The organism is Pseudomonas sp. PH1b, assembly GCF_000633395.1.
GTDB lineage: Bacteria > Pseudomonadota > Gammaproteobacteria > Pseudomonadales > Pseudomonadaceae > Aquipseudomonas.
On the sequence record NZ_AYMU01000023.1, the window covers coordinates 63,758 to 78,904 of the forward strand.

19 protein-coding genes and 1 pseudogene are annotated in these 15,147 nt (G+C 64.2%); 12 read left to right on the forward strand and 8 right to left on the reverse strand.

The annotated features are described in order from the left end of the window. Positions 1-34: 34 nt before the first annotated feature. Positions 35-1,675: a glycosyltransferase family 39 protein gene (locus U873_RS0128335; RefSeq protein WP_025131455.1), complete on the reverse strand. Its 1,641-nt coding sequence runs from the start codon at positions 1,673-1,675 to the stop codon at positions 35-37. A 201-nt stretch (positions 1,676-1,876) separates the two neighbouring features. Continuing rightward, entirely contained in the window at positions 1,877-2,761 is an 885-nt protein-coding gene (locus tag U873_RS0128340) for an EamA family transporter (protein WP_025131456.1), read from the reverse strand. Positions 2,762-2,876: 115 nt separating this feature from the next. Between U873_RS0128340 and U873_RS0128345 the strand changes: the two genes are divergently transcribed. Then, a complete protein-coding gene (locus U873_RS0128345) occupies positions 2,877-3,659 on the forward strand; it encodes a helix-turn-helix domain-containing protein (protein WP_025131457.1) in 783 nt (260 codons plus the stop codon). Between the two features lie 26 nt (positions 3,660-3,685). Here the strand turns inward: U873_RS0128345 and U873_RS0128350 are convergent, their stop codons facing one another. Continuing rightward, a complete protein-coding gene (locus tag U873_RS0128350) occupies positions 3,686-4,003 on the reverse strand; it encodes a hypothetical protein (RefSeq protein WP_011059155.1) in 318 nt (105 codons plus the stop codon). A gap of 5 nt (positions 4,004-4,008) precedes the next feature. Further along, a complete protein-coding gene (locus U873_RS37020; RefSeq protein ID WP_177330324.1) occupies positions 4,009-4,170 on the reverse strand; it encodes a hypothetical protein in 162 nt (53 codons plus the stop codon). 197 nt (positions 4,171-4,367) lie between these two features. On the opposite strand from U873_RS37020, the gene U873_RS0128360 reads away from it, so the two are divergent. Both U873_RS0128360 and U873_RS0128365 read left to right on the forward strand, forming a co-directional pair. Then, entirely contained in the window at positions 4,368-4,838 is a 471-nt protein-coding gene (locus U873_RS0128360; RefSeq protein ID WP_029978717.1) for a hypothetical protein, read from the forward strand. Between the two features lie 85 nt (positions 4,839-4,923). Beyond that, on the forward strand, positions 4,924-5,406 hold the full coding sequence (locus U873_RS0128365; protein ID WP_029978720.1) for a hypothetical protein: 483 nt from the start codon (positions 4,924-4,926) through the stop codon (positions 5,404-5,406). 173 nt (positions 5,407-5,579) lie between these two features. Here the strand turns inward: U873_RS0128365 and U873_RS0128370 are convergent, their stop codons facing one another. Continuing rightward, positions 5,580-6,614, reverse strand: a complete 1,035-nt coding sequence (locus tag U873_RS0128370) for a zinc-binding alcohol dehydrogenase family protein (protein ID WP_025131459.1) — start codon at positions 6,612-6,614, stop codon at positions 5,580-5,582. A 106-nt stretch (positions 6,615-6,720) separates the two neighbouring features. Here U873_RS0128370 and U873_RS0128375 point away from each other — a divergent pair, with 106 nt between their 5' ends. From U873_RS0128375 to U873_RS0128385, 3 genes are all read left to right on the forward strand, one after another. Beyond that, a complete protein-coding gene (locus tag U873_RS0128375) occupies positions 6,721-7,074 on the forward strand; it encodes a helix-turn-helix domain-containing protein (RefSeq protein ID WP_025131460.1) in 354 nt (117 codons plus the stop codon). 31 nt (positions 7,075-7,105) lie between these two features. Further along, entirely contained in the window at positions 7,106-7,471 is a 366-nt protein-coding gene (locus U873_RS0128380; protein ID WP_177330325.1) for a hypothetical protein, read from the forward strand. Positions 7,472-7,602: 131 nt separating this feature from the next. Continuing rightward, complete coding sequence (locus U873_RS0128385) at positions 7,603-9,069, forward strand: glycosyltransferase family 39 protein (protein WP_025131462.1); 1,467 nt, start codon at positions 7,603-7,605, stop codon at positions 9,067-9,069. A gap of 76 nt (positions 9,070-9,145) precedes the next feature. Here the strand turns inward: U873_RS0128385 and U873_RS0128390 are convergent, their stop codons facing one another. Next, positions 9,146-9,481, reverse strand: a complete 336-nt coding sequence (locus U873_RS0128390) for a hypothetical protein (RefSeq protein ID WP_025131463.1) — start codon at positions 9,479-9,481, stop codon at positions 9,146-9,148. Between the two features lie 180 nt (positions 9,482-9,661). On the opposite strand from U873_RS0128390, the gene U873_RS0128395 reads away from it, so the two are divergent. Then, entirely contained in the window at positions 9,662-10,306 is a 645-nt protein-coding gene (locus tag U873_RS0128395) for a hypothetical protein (RefSeq protein WP_177330326.1), read from the forward strand. A 47-nt stretch (positions 10,307-10,353) separates the two neighbouring features. On the opposite strand, the gene U873_RS0128400 is transcribed toward U873_RS0128395, so the two are convergent. After that, positions 10,354-10,911 (reverse strand): pesticin C-terminus-like muramidase, encoded by a 558-nt coding sequence (locus U873_RS0128400; RefSeq protein WP_025131465.1) that lies wholly within the window; start codon positions 10,909-10,911, stop codon positions 10,354-10,356. A gap of 168 nt (positions 10,912-11,079) precedes the next feature. Between U873_RS0128400 and U873_RS0128405 the strand changes: the two genes are divergently transcribed. The 3 genes from U873_RS0128405 to U873_RS0128415 all read left to right on the forward strand — a co-directional run bounded on the left by U873_RS0128405 (position 11,080) and on the right by U873_RS0128415 (position 12,871). Continuing rightward, the gene (locus tag U873_RS0128405) at positions 11,080-11,463 is read left to right on the forward strand and encodes a hypothetical protein (RefSeq protein WP_025131466.1); all 384 of its coding nucleotides are present in this window, start codon (positions 11,080-11,082) and stop codon (positions 11,461-11,463) included. Between the two features lie 82 nt (positions 11,464-11,545). Beyond that, positions 11,546-12,205: a DUF2589 domain-containing protein gene (locus U873_RS0128410; RefSeq protein ID WP_025131467.1), complete on the forward strand. Its 660-nt coding sequence runs from the start codon at positions 11,546-11,548 to the stop codon at positions 12,203-12,205. 81 nt (positions 12,206-12,286) lie between these two features. After that, on the forward strand, positions 12,287-12,871 hold the full coding sequence (locus U873_RS0128415) for a DUF2589 domain-containing protein (protein ID WP_025131468.1): 585 nt from the start codon (positions 12,287-12,289) through the stop codon (positions 12,869-12,871). A 60-nt stretch (positions 12,872-12,931) separates the two neighbouring features. On the opposite strand, the gene U873_RS0128420 is transcribed toward U873_RS0128415, so the two are convergent. After that, a complete protein-coding gene (locus tag U873_RS0128420) occupies positions 12,932-13,567 on the reverse strand; it encodes a histidine phosphatase family protein (RefSeq protein ID WP_051586118.1) in 636 nt (211 codons plus the stop codon). Positions 13,568-13,645: 78 nt separating this feature from the next. Between U873_RS0128420 and U873_RS36800 the strand changes: the two genes are divergently transcribed. Together U873_RS36800 and U873_RS37745 are read left to right on the forward strand one after the other, a co-directional pair. Beyond that, positions 13,646-13,978, forward strand: coding sequence for a hypothetical protein (locus tag U873_RS36800; RefSeq protein ID WP_157838129.1), 333 nt, complete (start codon positions 13,646-13,648; stop codon positions 13,976-13,978). Positions 13,979-14,105: 127 nt separating this feature from the next. After that, positions 14,106-14,984: pseudogene (locus U873_RS37745) on the forward strand (methyl-accepting chemotaxis protein); the annotation flags it as partial. Positions 14,985-15,147 lie beyond the last annotated feature (163 nt).

Below are 15,147 nucleotides of genomic sequence, written 5' to 3' on the forward strand. Positions count from 1 at the left end.
AAAAATACGGCCCGCCTCGCTCGCTGCCAAGGACTTACTGCAACTGGAACACCAGGCAGGGATTGTCATTGAGCCGCCCTTCGAACACTGGCAGCTGGTTCTCCAGGGAGGTGTTATCCAGCAGCCCCCGATCCTTGCGCGCGATGATCACCCAGGAATCATGGGGCAGCGCATCCAGGTGCCCGGGGTCGTCGCCGCTGACGAACAGCGGCTGCTCGTCGTGGTCCAGGTTCATCATGTAGCGCACCGCCCAGGTGTCCTGGCCGAGGTTGAAGAACACCAGCGGCCCGGGGCTCGCCTGGCGCAACTGCTCCACCTGGGAGACGAAGGCCCTGGTGTCGAACTGCAGGTCCTTGGCCGGGTCCACCACTGCCACCAGCAGCGTCCATTGCGCTGCCAGGGCCAGAGCGCTGAGCAGCACCAGGCGCCGCCCGAAACTGCCCAGGGTCTTGCGCCAGCCATACAGCGCCAGCAGCTGCAGCACGACAAAGATTGCGATCAGCAACGGCATGGACACCGGCGGCCAGTAACCATGCTTGTGCCAGCTGTGGCGCAAGACGAACAGCACCAGGATGCACAGCCCCGGCAGCAATCCCACCAGCCACAGGTAGGCGCTGCGCACCTTGCCCAGCCAACCCCGCCCCAAGAGCAAACCATAGGCCGCCACCGCAGCGAACATCGGCACCATGGGCAGGATGTAATAGGCCCGCTTGAAGTGCGGCACCGACAGCCCCAGCAGGATCATCAGGCCACAAGCCCCCAACCGCAGCACCAGGCGCAGTTGCGGGTTCACATGGCGTTGCGCCCACTGCCGGCGCAATACCCAGAGCGTCGCCAGGGCCAGGGGCACCACCGGGAAGTAGCGGTACAGCGCCAGCTGGAAGTAGAAGTAGAACGGCTCGCCGCTTTCATCCAGGCGCCCGACCACCTGCATGTTGTAGACCTGGCGGACGAAATCGTCGCCACCGCTGATGTAGGCCAGTTGCATCAGCAGCCACCAGCAGCCGGCCAGCAATATCAGGCCACTGGCGCCATAGGCGAGCACCCGTTTGATCAGGGTCCGGCGTGCCTCACGGGTGCGGCTGTCCCCCAGCAGCCAGTAGGTGCAGGCCACCCCGCAGACTTCCACCAGCCCCAGGGGCCCGCGAATGGCAAAGGCCAGCACCAGCAGTGGCAGCACCGCCCACAGCCGCCACCGGGCGCCCGACTGTTCACCGCTGTGCAGCAGGTAGAAGGTACCCAGGCACAGCAAGGACACCATCTGGTCCAGGCACACCGAGCGGGACTTGTCCAACAGCTGGCTGGTCAGCGCCGTGAGCAATACCGCGAGCAACGCCCAGGTCCGCCCCGAAGGCGCCAGCAGGCGATACAGCAAGGCCAGCACCCCTGCCGAGGCCAACGCGGTGGGCAGGATATTGGCCAGGTGATTGGGGGCACCAAAGGCCTGGGCGAACAGGTAGCTGAAGAAGGTCGCGGTGCCCGGGTAGTCCGGGTAGGGCTGGCCGTAGGTGGTGGGAAACAGGCTGGCACCGTGGCGGAACATCTCCTGCAGAAACAGCGCCCAGCGACCGTCGAAGCCTTGGGGCTGCTCGTCCCAGATGCCAAAGGTGAACAGCAGCAGGGCCACCAGGTAAATGCCCCAGGCCTCAATCCCGAAACGCGTTTCTCGAACCATCTTCGCCCCACCAGAAAGCGCCGCACCCAAGGCGAGGCATAAGGCTGAACATGTTGCGCGCGCAGCCCCTGAACGGTGCCTGAACAGGGATAAAAAACCCGCACCGCGCAGCCGACTGTCGTCGCTGCCGAGCCCGCAAGGCTGGGCAAAGGCCCGCATGGCCTTGCCTGGCGGCCACAAGATCCCTGCCTGCGGCAGCGGCTACAGGGCACCACGACGCGGGAAAGGAAAACGGCGCCAGTCGAACTGCCCCACCGCCAGTGCCAGCAGGATCAGGCCCATGGAAATGCCATCCTCCACACTCACCCGCTGCCCCAGGATCAGCACCGAACCGGCCATGCCGAACACCGGGATCAGCAGCGACAGGGGCGCCACCCGAGAGACCGGATACTCACGCAGCAACAGGTTCCAGCCCCAGTAACAGAAGTGCGTTGCGGCATAGACCTGAAACATCAGCGACAAGCCCGCGCTGGCGGACACTTGCCCGGCCAGTTGCAGAAACGGCGCCGCACCATGGCTTATCCAGGTCAATGCCAGCAGGGGCAACGGCGCAAACAGGCTGGCCCAGACCACGAAGGCGAACACCTGCCGCACCCCGCAGCGCTTGATGATGATGTTGCCCACACTCCAGCTGAACGCACTCACCAGCAGCAGGGCGTAACCCAGGCTGGTGGCGTGCCCGGGGCTGTCGCCGATGATCCGCAGCAGACCCCACAGGGCGATGGCCGTGGCCAGCACCTGTTGCAGGCGCAGGCGCTCGCCGAACAGCAGCACGCCCCAGCCCAGGGAGAAAAAGGCGCTGAACTGAATCAACAACGCCGCCGTACCCGGCGCCACACCCTGATCGATCCCGAGGTTGATCAGCGCCCACATGGCCACGCCGAAAATCAGCCCGTAGGCCGCCAGCCAGCCGAACGCCACCGGCGGGCGCGGCACCAGGAACACCCAGGGCAGCGCCGCCAGGGTGAAACGCAGGGCGGTGAGCAGCAACGGATCGATACTGGCCAGGCCGAGTTTGGTGATGGGAAAGTTCAAGCCCCACAAGGCCGTCACCAGCAAGGCCAGGAACAGGTGTTTTTTCTGCATGTCGCGCGGTCCAGGACAGGCGGCCACGGGCAAATCCCCGGCCGGGGCCGAACTATCGCCCCAGCGGGGCATGGCCCGCTTGCAGTATCAGGTCAACTATCAGTAGATTCGGGCCATGCAGCCTATCGATATCGATCCTTACGAAAATACCCCCCGGGATGTGGTGGTCACCGCCGTCGACTACCCCGACGGCCTGTACTTCGCCGAGCACCAGCACCGGCGCGGGCAATTCGCCTATGCGGCCACCGGGGTGATCAGCGTCTTCAGCGACCAGGGCAACTGGGTGGTGCCGCCGCAGCGGGCCATCTGGGTGCCGGCCGAAGTGCCCCATGCCATGCACATGAGCGGGCCGGTGACCATGCTCAACACCTATGTGCGGCCCCGGGCGGCCAAGCGCCTGGGCCTGCCGGAGCACTGCCAGGTGCAGGAGGTGTCCGAGCTGCTGCGCCAGTTGCTGCTGCGGGCCACGACCATTCCGGCGCTCTACGCTCCGGACAGCGTGCAGGGCCAGGTGATGAACCTGCTGCTGCATGAAGTCGCCGCCATGCCGGCCCTGGCCCTCAATGCTCCACTACCGGACGAGCCACGGCTGGCCAGGGCCTGCCGCGAGGCGCTGGAGCAACCGTCGCTGGAGTTGGGAATCGATGAAATGGCCGAGCGCGCCGGCATGAGCCGCCGCACCTTCACCCGGCTGTTCCGCCAGCACACCGGCATCAGCTTCGTCGAATGGCGCCAGCAGGCCTGCCTGTTGGCGGCGGTGGTGCGCCTGGGTCATGGCGAGGCCGTGACCCGGGTCGCCAGCGACCTCGGCTACAGCAGCCCGAGTGCATTCAGCAGTGTGTTTCGCAAGGTATTGGGCGAGACGCCCAGCCGCTACTTTGCCCGGGCCCGGGCCTGAAGGACCCGAGCCTGAGCGAGGCCGTGCTAGAGGAACACGGCGGACAACATCCCCAGCGCACCGAGGCAGAAGCCGATCAAGGCACCGCGCCCGGGCGCCTGCTGGAACAGCGCCCAGATCACCAGCGGCTCCAGGAGCAGCAGCGACGTCACCGAGACCACGGTAATGATCCAGATGTCACCCACCGCCACATAGCCCAGCCAGTAGGCCGCCAGCAGGCAGATACCGCCCAGGCACATGATCAGCACCGGCAACGCCAGTTCGGCACCCGAGGTGTTGCCGGAATGGGCCAGCCGCGCCACCACCACTTCACTGTAGATGGCGCAGAACTCGCCCAGCACCATCAGCCCTACAGCAGAAACTCCGAGTAATTCTTTGGACATGTGACAAACCCCTTGGTATTGAGAGCCCGATTTTTCAGCTCCCAGGCATTGATCGCTCCGCTGACGGAGCCTGAATCACGATGCGCAGGGGTATGAGGCAACTCGGTCATAGTCAGGAACTTGAACATGTCCATCTCCTTCTGGGTGGGGGTGCAAACAGGGCCCGTGGACTGCCGATGGGCCGCAGCCTGTATAAGGGATTTCCTGTCACGGCGTCATCCCCCCTGAATACTCACCGCGAAAAAACCACGCAAACTCCACAATCAAACAGCCTGCCTGCCGATAGCCTGGGCCCGGTCATCCTCAGCTAGAAGCCATTGCCACCATGTCCCAGCCGTCCACACCTCTTCGTACCGTTCAGCCCGCTGACTGGGTCGCCACCTATTTCATCAGCGTCGCGACGCTGGCCGTGGTCCTGACGCTGTTGATCAACCTGATAGTGCAGCTCAGCAGCCGGGACCCGTGGAGCGAGCTGGCCAGCGCGCTGACTTTCAGCGTGGTGGTGCTGTTAGTGAGCGTGGTGGTCATAGGCGTCGTTGCCGCCCTGCCCTGCATCCTGTTCTTCTGGCTGGCCCAGCGTTTCACCTGGCGCCACCTGTGGATCTACCTGGTGGGCGGAGCCCTGGCGGCCCTGCCCGCCATTCCCATGGTGGTGAGCCTGTCTCCCGGCTTTTTCAACCTCCCGCACGGCGTCAACATCCTTGAGCGCTATTTGCCGCTGGCCCACTTGTTCGCTGGTTGCGGGGCCTTTCTGGGAGCGATGTTCTGGTGGCTCAGCGGGCGGCACCTGCGCTGACTCCCTCCTGTAGGAACCGGCTTGCCGGCGAAGCAAGCGCCCACGATCCCAGCCTTGTCACTCACCTCAAGAAGCGATGTCTCCCATGCCCGCAAAAACTCCAGCCCTTCGCACCGTGCAACCTAAAGACTGGTTTGCCGCCTACTTCATTGGCGCCACGGCCCTGGCCATGGTCCTGGCGGTACTGCTGATGCTGGGGATGCTGACCAGCGCCGGGGCGCTGCGCTGGGCCATCGTCCCCCAGGTGCTGTTCGTGGGCCTGGTGACCCTGATCGCAAGTGGTGTGCTGATCGGCATTGTCACGGCGCTGCCCTGTGCCCTGTTCTTCTGGCTGGCCCAGCGCTTTGCCTGGCGTAATGTGCTGATCTATCTGTTCTGCGGTGCACTGGCGGCGATGCCGACCATTCCCGTGGTGGCAAGCCTGGCCCCGTCGAGCTTCTATTCCGATCCAGCCGAGGAAGAACCCGAAGGGCTGTCGCGCTACTTGCCGCTGGCGCCATTGTTCGGCTGCTCGGGGGCCTTTCTGGGAGGTATCTTCTGGTGGCGCAGCGGGCGCCACTTGCGCTGATCAGCCCTCCCTGCCACCCCTGACGTCGGCGCCGGCTTGCCGGCGAAGAGGCCCGCCGGCCCGGTGCCAGACGGGATGACGCCTTCGCTGGCAAGCCAGCTCCTACCAAGCCAGCTGCTACCCAGCCTGCGCCCACCAAGCCAGCACCCAATCAATGCCGACCCAGCCAGCGCTTACAAGGAGGCGCTGGGCTGGTCGGCGCGGGCCACTACCACCTTGCCCAGCAAACCGCCCTGCTCGACGCGAGCATGGGCCCGGTGCAGGTTGTCGACAGTGAAGGGGCTGAACACCTCGCTCAAGGTGCTGCGAATCAGGCCCTGGTCCAGCAACTGCGCCAGCCGGTTGAGGATGTGGTGCTGCTCGATCATGTCCGGGGTCTGGAACAGCGCGCGGGTGAATACCATCTCCCAGTGCAGGGACACGCTCTTGGCCTTGAGCGGCACCGCATCGAAGCAGTCGTGATCGTCGATCAGCGCGATATGGCCATGGGGCACGATGATCTGGGCCTGCTCGGCATAGTGCCGTTCGGTGTGGCTCAGGGCGGCAATGTGGGTCACCGGCGGCAGGTCGAGGGCGGCCAGTTGTTCCACCAGCGAACGGGAATGGTCCAGCACCTGATGGGCCCCCAGGTCCAGGCACCACTGGCGGCTGTCCGGCCGCGAAGCTGTGGCGATGACGGTCATGCCGGTCAGCCTGCGGGCCAGCTGGATCAGCACCGAGCCCACGCCACCGGCACCGCCGACAACCAACAGCGTGCCTTGTTCAGAGAGCTCACCAGGCACCCGGCCCAGGCGCTCGAAGAGCAATTGCCAGGCAGTCAGTGAGGTCAGGGGCATGGCGGCCGCCTGGGCGAAGGACAGGCTGGCCGGCTTGTGCCCCACCAGGCGCTCGTCCACCCGGTGCAGCTCGGCATTGGCGCCATCCCGGGTGAAGGTGCCGGCATAGAACACTGCATCCCCGGGGGCGAACAGGGTCACCGCGCTGCCCACCGCGCGAACCACGCCACTGGCGTCCCAGCCCAGGCTCCGCACGCCGTCGGGCACCGCCACCTTGCCGGCGCGGACCTTGGTGTCCAGAGGGTTGACCGACACCGCCTCGACCGCCACCAGCAGGTCATGCGGTTCCAGTGGCGGCGGCTCCAGTTGCACTTCGCAGAGGGCGTGAGGATCAGACAGGTGCAAACCTTTGAGGTAGACGATGGCCTTCATTGCAGAGCTTCCTTGACGAGGCAAAGCGCACACTTAAATCCCTCATGCCCTGCCCGCACAAGTAGGGTACTTTTGCGTACCAGCTACGCAAAAGGGTCGTCAGGCAATGAAGAACAAGCACTATCAGGACATTCCAGGCTGCCCGGTGGAGGTGACCCTGGACCTGATCGACGGCCGCTGGAAAGGCGTGATCCTGCATCAGTTGCTGGCCAACGAGTTCCTGCGTTTCAACGAGTTGCAACGCCGCCTGCCGGGGATCTCACAACGCCTTTTGACCAAGCAACTGCGAGACCTGGAAGCCGCCGGCCTGGTGTCGCGCACGGTGTACGCCGAGGTGCCGCCGCGGGTGGAATATCGCCTGACCGCAGAAGGGCGATCGCTGCAACCGGTGATCGAGGCGCTGTCCGCCTGGGGCCGCGGGCGCATCAGCCGACGCCAGCAGGAAAGCGCCCTCGGCTAGCCCTCCCTTCCCCGCCACCACAGGTCGCCCCATGCCAACTCATCCGGATGCTCGCCCAAGGTTCAAGGTGTATCAGGGCTCGACCCTGCTCGGCTGGTCGGCCCTGGAATCGGCCGACCCGCCCATGGGCGTGGCCTTCGGCCAATTCATCCCTGCAGCGGCCTATGCTGCGCTCCAGGAGCGGGTGCGGGCACTGACGGCAGCGGCCCAGGTCGAGTTGCAACTACAGGTCCATCACCTCGACCAGCCCGTTCCGGCCATGGGCGTGAGCATTCAGGACTACAGTGCCGAGTGCGGCGCCGACGCCATCGAGATCACCGTGCTGGGCATCGGCTATCCCCTCTATGAGCAGTTGTTCCCGCACGCGGTGGCCGCCTATCAGCAGGCAATGGGCTAACTTCGGCGTCCGGGGAAAATCCTCACTCTTTCCCCCTGCTTGTTCACAATTCGTTAAGACTTGCCTCCGTATACTTTCGGGCTTGCCCGCGGCCTTCCGGCTGCGCCCATCGATCTGCCGGCGCACAACTCATGTCACGACCCGCTCCGCTGCTGTTCCTGCTGACCTGCCTGCTGTTCTTCTTCGCCCTGGGCAATCATCAGTTGCAAGGCTCCACCGAGGCTCGGGTCGCCGGGATCGCCATGCAAATGCACCTGGACGATGACTGGGTCACGCCACGGCTGTTCGGCACGCCGTTCCTGGAAAAACCACCGCTGAGCCTGTGGCTCGACGCCGGGGCCATCCGCGCCTTCGGCGGCACGCCCCTGGCGGTGCGCCTGGCTTCGGCCTTTGCCGGGCTGTTCAGTGTGCTGCTGCTGTACGCCATGCTCCGGCGCTTTGGCCGTCCCGCCACCCTCGCCGCGGTCGCCGGGCTGATGCTGGCGACCATGGCCAGCTACTGGAGCAACGTGCGCGGCGTGGGTGAAGACGCGCTACTGAGCCTGGGGGTGACCCTGGCCCTGCTGGCGTTCTTCCAGGCCCAACGGCGCCAGGCCGAACAGCAACCGGCGCTGCTGGCCTGGCTGGCGTTCGCCGTCGGGATCGCCATCGCGACCCTGAGCAAGGGCGTGCTGGGCCTGGCCATGCCCGGAGTGGTGATCTTCGCCTACCTGCTGGCCGACAGCCTGATCGAAAAGCGCTTCACCCTGGGTCACTGGTTGCGTCCCGGGCTCCTGACCCTGCTGGGCCTGGTGCCCCTGGCGATCTGGCTGGCCGTGCTCTACCAGCGCGGCGGCCTGCAGGCCCTGGGCGAAGTACTGTGGACCAACAGCGTCGGGCGCTTCGATGGCTCGTTTGTCGAAGCCGGGCACTACGAACCTTTCTATTACTACCTGGCCAAGTTGCCCCAGGCCTTCCTGCCCTGGAACATCCTGGTCTACCTGGGCCTGTGGCATTTCCGTAAAAGCCTGGTGAAGAACCGCTACCTGCTGTTTTTCAGCCTCTGGCTGGTGGCGCAATTCACCCTGCTGTGCCTGGCCTCGAGCAAGCGCACGGTGTACCTGATGTCGCTGACCCCGGCCGCCGCGGTGCTGGCGGCGGAGTACGGCGCGGTGCTCTATCAGCGCCTCGCCGAGCGGGCAGCGGGCTCCGGGTTCTGGAGCGCCGTCGGGCGTCAGCGCAAGGGGCTGGTGATTACCATCATGGGCCTGGTGATCTGCGGGTACCTGGCGAACGCCCAATGGGTCGCGCCGAAAGCGGACCGCGAACTGTCGTTCGTGCCGGTCACCGACCAGATCATGACGTTGCAGGCCAGCGGTCATCAGTTAGCCCTGTATCAGGCCAACGAGCGGATTGGCGGTGCCAGCGTGTTCTACATCCAGAGCCTGCTCAAGGACCTGCAGACCGAGGCGCAGCTACAAGCCTTTCTCGCCGAGTCGCCACAGCACATGGCGGTGCTCGGCGGAGCCGAGGCCCCCAAGCCGCCCCTGCAGGTGCAGAAGGTGATAATGGTCGGTCGCCAGGCCTACTACTTCGTCAACCTGGCACCCGCCGGCTGAAGGCAAAAAAAACGGCCGCTGAATCAACGGCCGCTTGCATCGCCGGGGCCAGCACCAGGCCCCACCCGGTATCGGGTTACTGCGGGTTCTTCAGCTTGACCACATCACCGGAAACCTTGGTGGTGTAGCCGTTCAGGACCCAGGCCCAGAACCAGCTTTCCTGGACCTGGGTGTTGATCAGGGCGTCACCGCCCTTGGCCTCGATCGCCGCAGTCTGGGCGCGGACGAAACGGTTGTTCTGCTGGATCGGGAACATGCCCAGCAGCATGATGCCGGTGGCGCTGCCTTCACTGTGACCGATGACGGTGTACTGGCTGCTATCCAACTGCTGGGTTTTCATCGGGGTGCCGGTGCAGCCCGCAAGGACCAGGCCGAGGCAGGCAGAGGCAACCACTTTGCTGATGTGCTTCACGACGTAACTCCATGGAAAAAGCGCCCGGGATTCATTTCTCGGGCGCCGGCACTTTACTTGCGCACACTAAAAATGCCCATCCCCAATGCCCCTTGAACCCTTTCCCGCTGATACCCGTCCACCGCACTTGAAACCATGACTCCTGCCCAACGACGGGCATTCCTCTAAAAGGAGTCAGGCATGACCATCACCGCTACCACCTCCCCCTTGGGCCAGGCCGTCGCCCGGAAGCGCTTCGACGATGCCGGCCGCCACCTGCGCCAGCCGGACCTGAGCAGCGTTCCGACATTCCTCGCACTGTTCGCCAGCAACCGGGCCGAGCGCTCGTCACCGGCCCGGGTGCTGCTGCACGAACTGGGGCGCACCTGTTTGACTCTGCGTTCATTGATCATCGGCCTGAGCCTGTTTACCAGTGCCGCGCAGGCCCTGGAAACCACCAGGACCGCCCCCGAAACCCTGAAGGCCTACGCCGTTACCCTGGAGAAATCCGCCGGCAGCAACCAATGGCAGCAACTGTGGAAACGCTCTCGCGAGAGTGGGGCATTTATCCAGCAGGGCAACCAACCGCGCTTCACCGTCAGCCAGGACAAACTGCCGGACATGGTCCGTACCACACTGGGCAACGCCACCAGCGTTCAAGCACAGGCCACTACCCAGGCGCTGTACCGCTATGAGTTCGCCGGGCCCATCGGCAGTGTCGCCAACCAATCGGTCAAGGCCCTGTGCCTGCTGGTGGACTGGCGCACCCTGCCCAGCACCAGCCCCACCAATGACCCAGGCCCCATGGGCAGTGTCAGCCTACTGCTCGCCCAGCCCTGCACCTGAGCCCGAACCGGCCGCCCGGGCCAATGCAATGCCCCGGGCGGCGCTGTTCATCCCTTGACCTGCGAGCTCAGCAGGTCAGCCTCCTTGCGCCGGCGGGTGCCGTAGCTGTCACCAAAGTTGCGCAGGTTGGCCAGGGCACTCTTCCAGTCGCGGGCCACCACCTGGGCCCAGAACTTCGGCGTGCGGCTGGCCAGGTTGCCGTACTGAAAGGCCACCGAGGCGATCACGGTCTGCATCGGCGCCGGCAACTGGGCGAAATCCACCCCGCTGGCCTGGACATAGTCAGCTGCCAGGCGATTGACGAAGGGCGTCTTGTACGCCTCGTCGATCAACTCGGCCTCAGCGGCGCAGATGCTCAAGGGTTGTTCAACGAGGCGGTCCAGGGCCTTGGTCCCGGTCAGGCCCAGGTAGGGGCTCAAGCGCCGCACCAGATCCGCGGGCAGATTGAGCGCCTGCAAGTCCGTGAGCCTGCGCTGTCCCAGATCGAAACCGGTGCCCACCGTGACCCCGCTCTTGCTGTTCTGGGCATCGGGCACATACCCCTTTGTCATGGCACCACCTTCAAGGGCCGCGATGAAATTGAAATCAATCGAATAGCGTGACATGGGAATTTCCTCATCCAGTTGAAGAAAAACCAGTGCAACACCCGCGACCGATACAACATCAGGCTGTAATAGTTCCCCTTAACAAGGGGCATATTTCCCACTGAACAAGGGACGAAACATCTCCTTAGGATCAAACCAGCCGTATCCATAATTCCAAGGAGGTAACAAATGGACGTGAACGACCTCAGTCTTATCGATGTACGCCAACTGCCCCACTCGCTCCAGGCCCTCATCGACTGCATCGGCCTGGAGAATGCCTACCACCTCACCCGCGAATATGGCGGCCGCCCCAAATACATTCCCAAGCACGCCGAACGCACTTCCCTGGCCCTGATCCTGCCTCCCGATGCCCTCAAGGCCCTGATCGAGCGCTTCGCCGGACTGGCCCTGGAGATCCCCAAGGCCGACCACTTCTGCCGGCAGATCCGCAACCAGCACATCCAGCTGGAAAGCCTGGGGGGCATTTCCCGCAGCGTGCTGGCCGACAAATACGGCCTGAGCCTGCGACAGATCGGCAACATCCGCCGCCTGGAAGCCAACACTCCCCGGTAATCGATTCCCGCTGAACAGCTCGCAACGGTTTTCCTAATGTGCAGGGGCGCATCTCGCGCAACGAAGAACAAGGAGAAAGACCATGCCAGATATCGATAAGGGCTTGATCGGCGGTGTGATTGCCGCCCTGCCCCTGGACAAGATGATCACCGGCCCACTGATGGCAATGATCCAGGCGCAGGTCGCCGCGAGCAGAGCCTACGCGGACTTCCTGATGGGCGTGTGCATCCAGAACGGCCAGGCGGTTTCGGTGCAGTTCGACTACGACGAAACCCTGGTGGATGAGCAGGGCGTCTACAAGGGCACGGTGAAGAAGTCGATGCGCATCCCGCTGCTGGCGGCCATCAGTCACCCCAACATCACCATCGAGGAAGGTTCGATCGAGTTCGAGCTGACCATCAGCCAGATGGCCGAGGACACCAGCAGCACCGAAGCCTCCGGCAGTTTCGAAGCGAAGATGGGCTGGGGCCCGTTCAGCGTCTCGGTCAAGGGCGCGGCGAGCCACAAATCGACCCAGACCCGCAAGACCGACACCCGCGCACGCTACGCCATCAGCACCAAGATCGTCCGCCAGGACCCACCGGAAGCCCTGATGCGGGTCATCGACTTCCTCACCGACGCCGCCACCAAGCCTGTGCGGCTGCCTGGCACGCAACCGACCGACACCGACAAGCTGCCGACTGCCAACGCGCTGAAAATGCCTGATGCCGCGGCCGAGAAGAAAGACGGCACCAACGGTTGATCACCACGGCCCCCTAGCCCCCTCCAGCCCGCCCCGCCTTCACGGCGGGGCACTCCAGCCACCGAACAAGGAGCGTGATCCATGGCTTTTTTTTCCCGCAGCAAGGAGCCCATGTCCGCCAGCGACCTGAGCCACATCACCCGTGGCATGCACCAGGCCGCCGCGGCCACTCACAACCTGATCGCCCAGCAGTACATCAAGTTGTTCGACCAGTTCTTCGACTACAACGTCGACGACCTGGGCACGCCGATGAAGGCCAAGATGGTCGAGGTGGCACTCAACGATGACCACATCATCAATGTGCCGCTGATCGCCCTGGTCTCGCCCAAGGGCCTGGCCCTGCACAAGATGACCGTCGACCTGTCGGTGCGCATGCAAGCCACCGAATTGCAGAAGGCCAGCCACGACCTGGAGAACGGCGAGCTGCAGAGCGAGAAGTTTTTCGTCACCTTCGGCAACGGCAAGCGCGAAGGCCACGAGCGCGACCCCGACGAAGTGCAGATCAGCATGGAGTTTCGCGACTGCCAGCCGCCGGAGGCGATCCAGCGCCTGATCGAGGAATTCACCAACCTGATCAGCCCACAGCGGATCAACGAAGGGCCTGCCCCTGCGACGTTCGCGCCGGCCGGCAATCCGCCCGGCGACCCCGACCTGCTGGCGCCCTGAGCTGCGGGGCATGACCCGCCCGGCTGACCGCGACGGCCAGCCCGGAGCGCCGGACAGGGTTCAAGGCTTGAGATTGACCGAGCGCCAGTCGCTGGCCTCGATCATGCCGAGCATCTTCGGCGCGCCATTGAGGGTATCGGTGGAAACGAACAGAGCAGCGCCGTACCCCAGGGTCGGCGTCGCCAGTTTCAGTTCCTTCTCCAGCGCGTCCATGCACTCACTGTGGGTCACCAGTACCAGGTTGCGCCCGGCCACCTTATGCGCCAGTGCGTCACGCAGCATGCTGCCCTTGCAGTTGTACAGCCAGCCATCGCCGCTGCTGACCTTGCTGAACATATAGCTTGCGGTCTGCGCGGTCCGGGTCAGCGGGCTGTTGTAGATATCGGCACGGTCCAGGCCCAGTTGCTCGAACTGCGCACCCAGGCCCACCGCCACCTCCCGGGCACGGTCGGTAATGCCATCGGCAGGGCCCAGGCAGGCAGCCTTGGAACGATCGCAACGCTCCACATGACGCACCAGGACGATGATGTCGCCCTTGGCCCAGCCGGCCCGCAACGCCTGGACCCCAGCCAGGTTACCGTGGGCCAGGTCGGGCACCGCCGCCGGCCGGAACAGCCACAGGCTCAGGGGAATCAGCAGCACACCGCCCAGCAACAGTGCCAGGAAACGCTTGTAACGCTTCAGGCCGCTCGTCATCGACGAGCGTTTGACCAGCGTGGAAACCAGTGGTGTGGTCACAGTGCCGCAGCCCCTTGTTGAGATTGATCCGGTGAAATGAGCCGCTCTGATCCAGGCTACAGAAACCTGATGACAATCGAGCGCTGTCCGATGCCTTGGGCATCGACCGGGCAGACTCTAGGAGCACGGACGTGGGGCGCCGGTGAAATGAATGTGAAAAAAAGCTCAACGGTGCGGTGGCCCATCCCGCAAAATAGCCGTCAAAGCCTGAAACATTGTCTTGGCGCAATGCCGACGAAATCGTTTCAGCTATGGCACATCCCGCCGATACCCCCCCTACAAAACACCTTGCTGGGCACCAACAACAACAATCTTCCAGCCAACTTAGATCAAGAAGCGCTACGTTCCTGGAGGAATTTCAATGAATAGTTGGTTTGCCAACATAAGCGTCAACCTCAAGCTGGGCCTGGGTTTCGGCCTGGTCCTGGCCCTGACCACCGTCCTTGCACTGACCGGCTGGACCAGCCTGGGCGGCCTGATTGACCGCAGCAACTGGATGAGCGACATCACCCAGCTCAACAGCGGCCTGACCAAGCTGCGGGTCACCCGCCTGCAGTACATGCTGGCCAACGGCGACGAAACCGCCGCCCAAGGCGTGCAGAACACCCTGGACGATTTCAGCGCCCAGCAGAAAAAGCTCCTGGCCTCGTTCCAGAGCCCGGAAAACATCAAGCTTCTGCAAGGCCTGGGCGCGACCATCAGCGCCTATCAGGACTCGCTGAACAAGATGCGCAACGCCTACCGCACCGGTGACGCTGCGCGCCTGGCGATGAACCAGAACGCCGAACGCGCCAATGACCTGATCAACGGGATCAACTCCTGGGTCAAGCAGTTGCCCCTGAGCGACGAGCGCTTCGAGCAGTTCCAGGCCATCACCCAGGCCAAGGAAGCCTTCCAGCTGGCGCGCTATGAAGTGCGCGGCTACGTCACCACCAACAACCCGGACACCGAACTGAAAGCCGTCACCCAGCTCAACGCTGCGATTGCCGAAATGGATCAGCTCAAGTCCCATTTCAGCAGCACCCAGCGCGATGCCCTGCAACAGCTGGAAACCGCCCTGAGCGGCTACCGCAGCTCGCTGCAGGCCTTCAAGGTCGCCTTCACCAGCGCCCTAGAGGCGCGCAAGGAAATGACCGACCAGGGCGCCGACATCGTCAACCGCAGTGACGCCCTGTACCAGATCCAGCTGGACCGCCGCGACATCGAGAGCACCCAGGCCCGCAGCCTGCAGATGATCAGCACCCTGCTGGCGCTGCTGGTGGGCGTCCTGGCCGCGGTGATCATCACCCGGCAGATCACCCGTCCGTTGCGTGAAACCCTGGCCGTGGTCGAGCGCATCGCCTCCGGCGACCTGACCCAGGACCTGCGGGTCACCCGCCGCGATGAACTGGGCGTGCTGCAACAAGGCATCGCACGCATGGGCGTGACCCTGCGCGAGCTGATCAGCGGCATCCGTGATGGCGTGACCCAGATCGCCAGCGCCGCCGAAGAACTGTCCGCCGTGACCGAAGAAACCAGCGCCGGGGTCAACAGCCAGA

Excerpts from the sequence above, each read along its gene's own strand:
- U873_RS0128350 (WP_011059155.1), bottom strand. The coding sequence starts at position 4,003 with ATGGTGCTGGGCGAGTTCTGCGCCATCTACAGTGAAGTGGTGGTGGCG.
- U873_RS0128345 (WP_025131457.1), top strand. The coding sequence starts at position 2,877 with ATGCAGCCTATCGATATCGATCCTTACGAAAATACCCCCCGGGATGTG.
- U873_RS0128365 (WP_029978720.1), top strand. The coding sequence starts at position 4,924 with ATGCCCGCAAAAACTCCAGCCCTTCGCACCGTGCAACCTAAAGACTGG.
- U873_RS0128420 (WP_051586118.1), bottom strand. The coding sequence starts at position 13,567 with ATGACGAGCGGCCTGAAGCGTTACAAGCGTTTCCTGGCACTGTTGCTG.
- U873_RS0128405 (WP_025131466.1), top strand. The coding sequence starts at position 11,080 with ATGGACGTGAACGACCTCAGTCTTATCGATGTACGCCAACTGCCCCAC.
- U873_RS0128395 (WP_177330326.1), top strand. The coding sequence starts at position 9,662 with ATGACCATCACCGCTACCACCTCCCCCTTGGGCCAGGCCGTCGCCCGG.
- U873_RS0128380 (WP_177330325.1), top strand. The coding sequence starts at position 7,106 with ATGCCAACTCATCCGGATGCTCGCCCAAGGTTCAAGGTGTATCAGGGC.
- U873_RS37020 (WP_177330324.1), bottom strand. The coding sequence starts at position 4,170 with ATGTTCAAGTTCCTGACTATGACCGAGTTGCCTCATACCCCTGCGCAT.
- U873_RS0128360 (WP_029978717.1), top strand. The coding sequence starts at position 4,368 with ATGTCCCAGCCGTCCACACCTCTTCGTACCGTTCAGCCCGCTGACTGG.
- U873_RS0128335 (WP_025131455.1), bottom strand. The coding sequence starts at position 1,675 with ATGGTTCGAGAAACGCGTTTCGGGATTGAGGCCTGGGGCATTTACCTG.
- U873_RS36800 (WP_157838129.1), top strand. The coding sequence starts at position 13,646 with ATGAGCCGCTCTGATCCAGGCTACAGAAACCTGATGACAATCGAGCGC.
- U873_RS0128385 (WP_025131462.1), top strand. The coding sequence starts at position 7,603 with ATGTCACGACCCGCTCCGCTGCTGTTCCTGCTGACCTGCCTGCTGTTC.
- U873_RS0128370 (WP_025131459.1), bottom strand. The coding sequence starts at position 6,614 with ATGAAGGCCATCGTCTACCTCAAAGGTTTGCACCTGTCTGATCCTCAC.
- U873_RS0128415 (WP_025131468.1), top strand. The coding sequence starts at position 12,287 with ATGGCTTTTTTTTCCCGCAGCAAGGAGCCCATGTCCGCCAGCGACCTG.
- U873_RS0128340 (WP_025131456.1), bottom strand. The coding sequence starts at position 2,761 with ATGCAGAAAAAACACCTGTTCCTGGCCTTGCTGGTGACGGCCTTGTGG.
- U873_RS0128375 (WP_025131460.1), top strand. The coding sequence starts at position 6,721 with ATGAAGAACAAGCACTATCAGGACATTCCAGGCTGCCCGGTGGAGGTG.
- U873_RS0128410 (WP_025131467.1), top strand. The coding sequence starts at position 11,546 with ATGCCAGATATCGATAAGGGCTTGATCGGCGGTGTGATTGCCGCCCTG.
- U873_RS0128400 (WP_025131465.1), bottom strand. The coding sequence starts at position 10,911 with ATGTCACGCTATTCGATTGATTTCAATTTCATCGCGGCCCTTGAAGGT.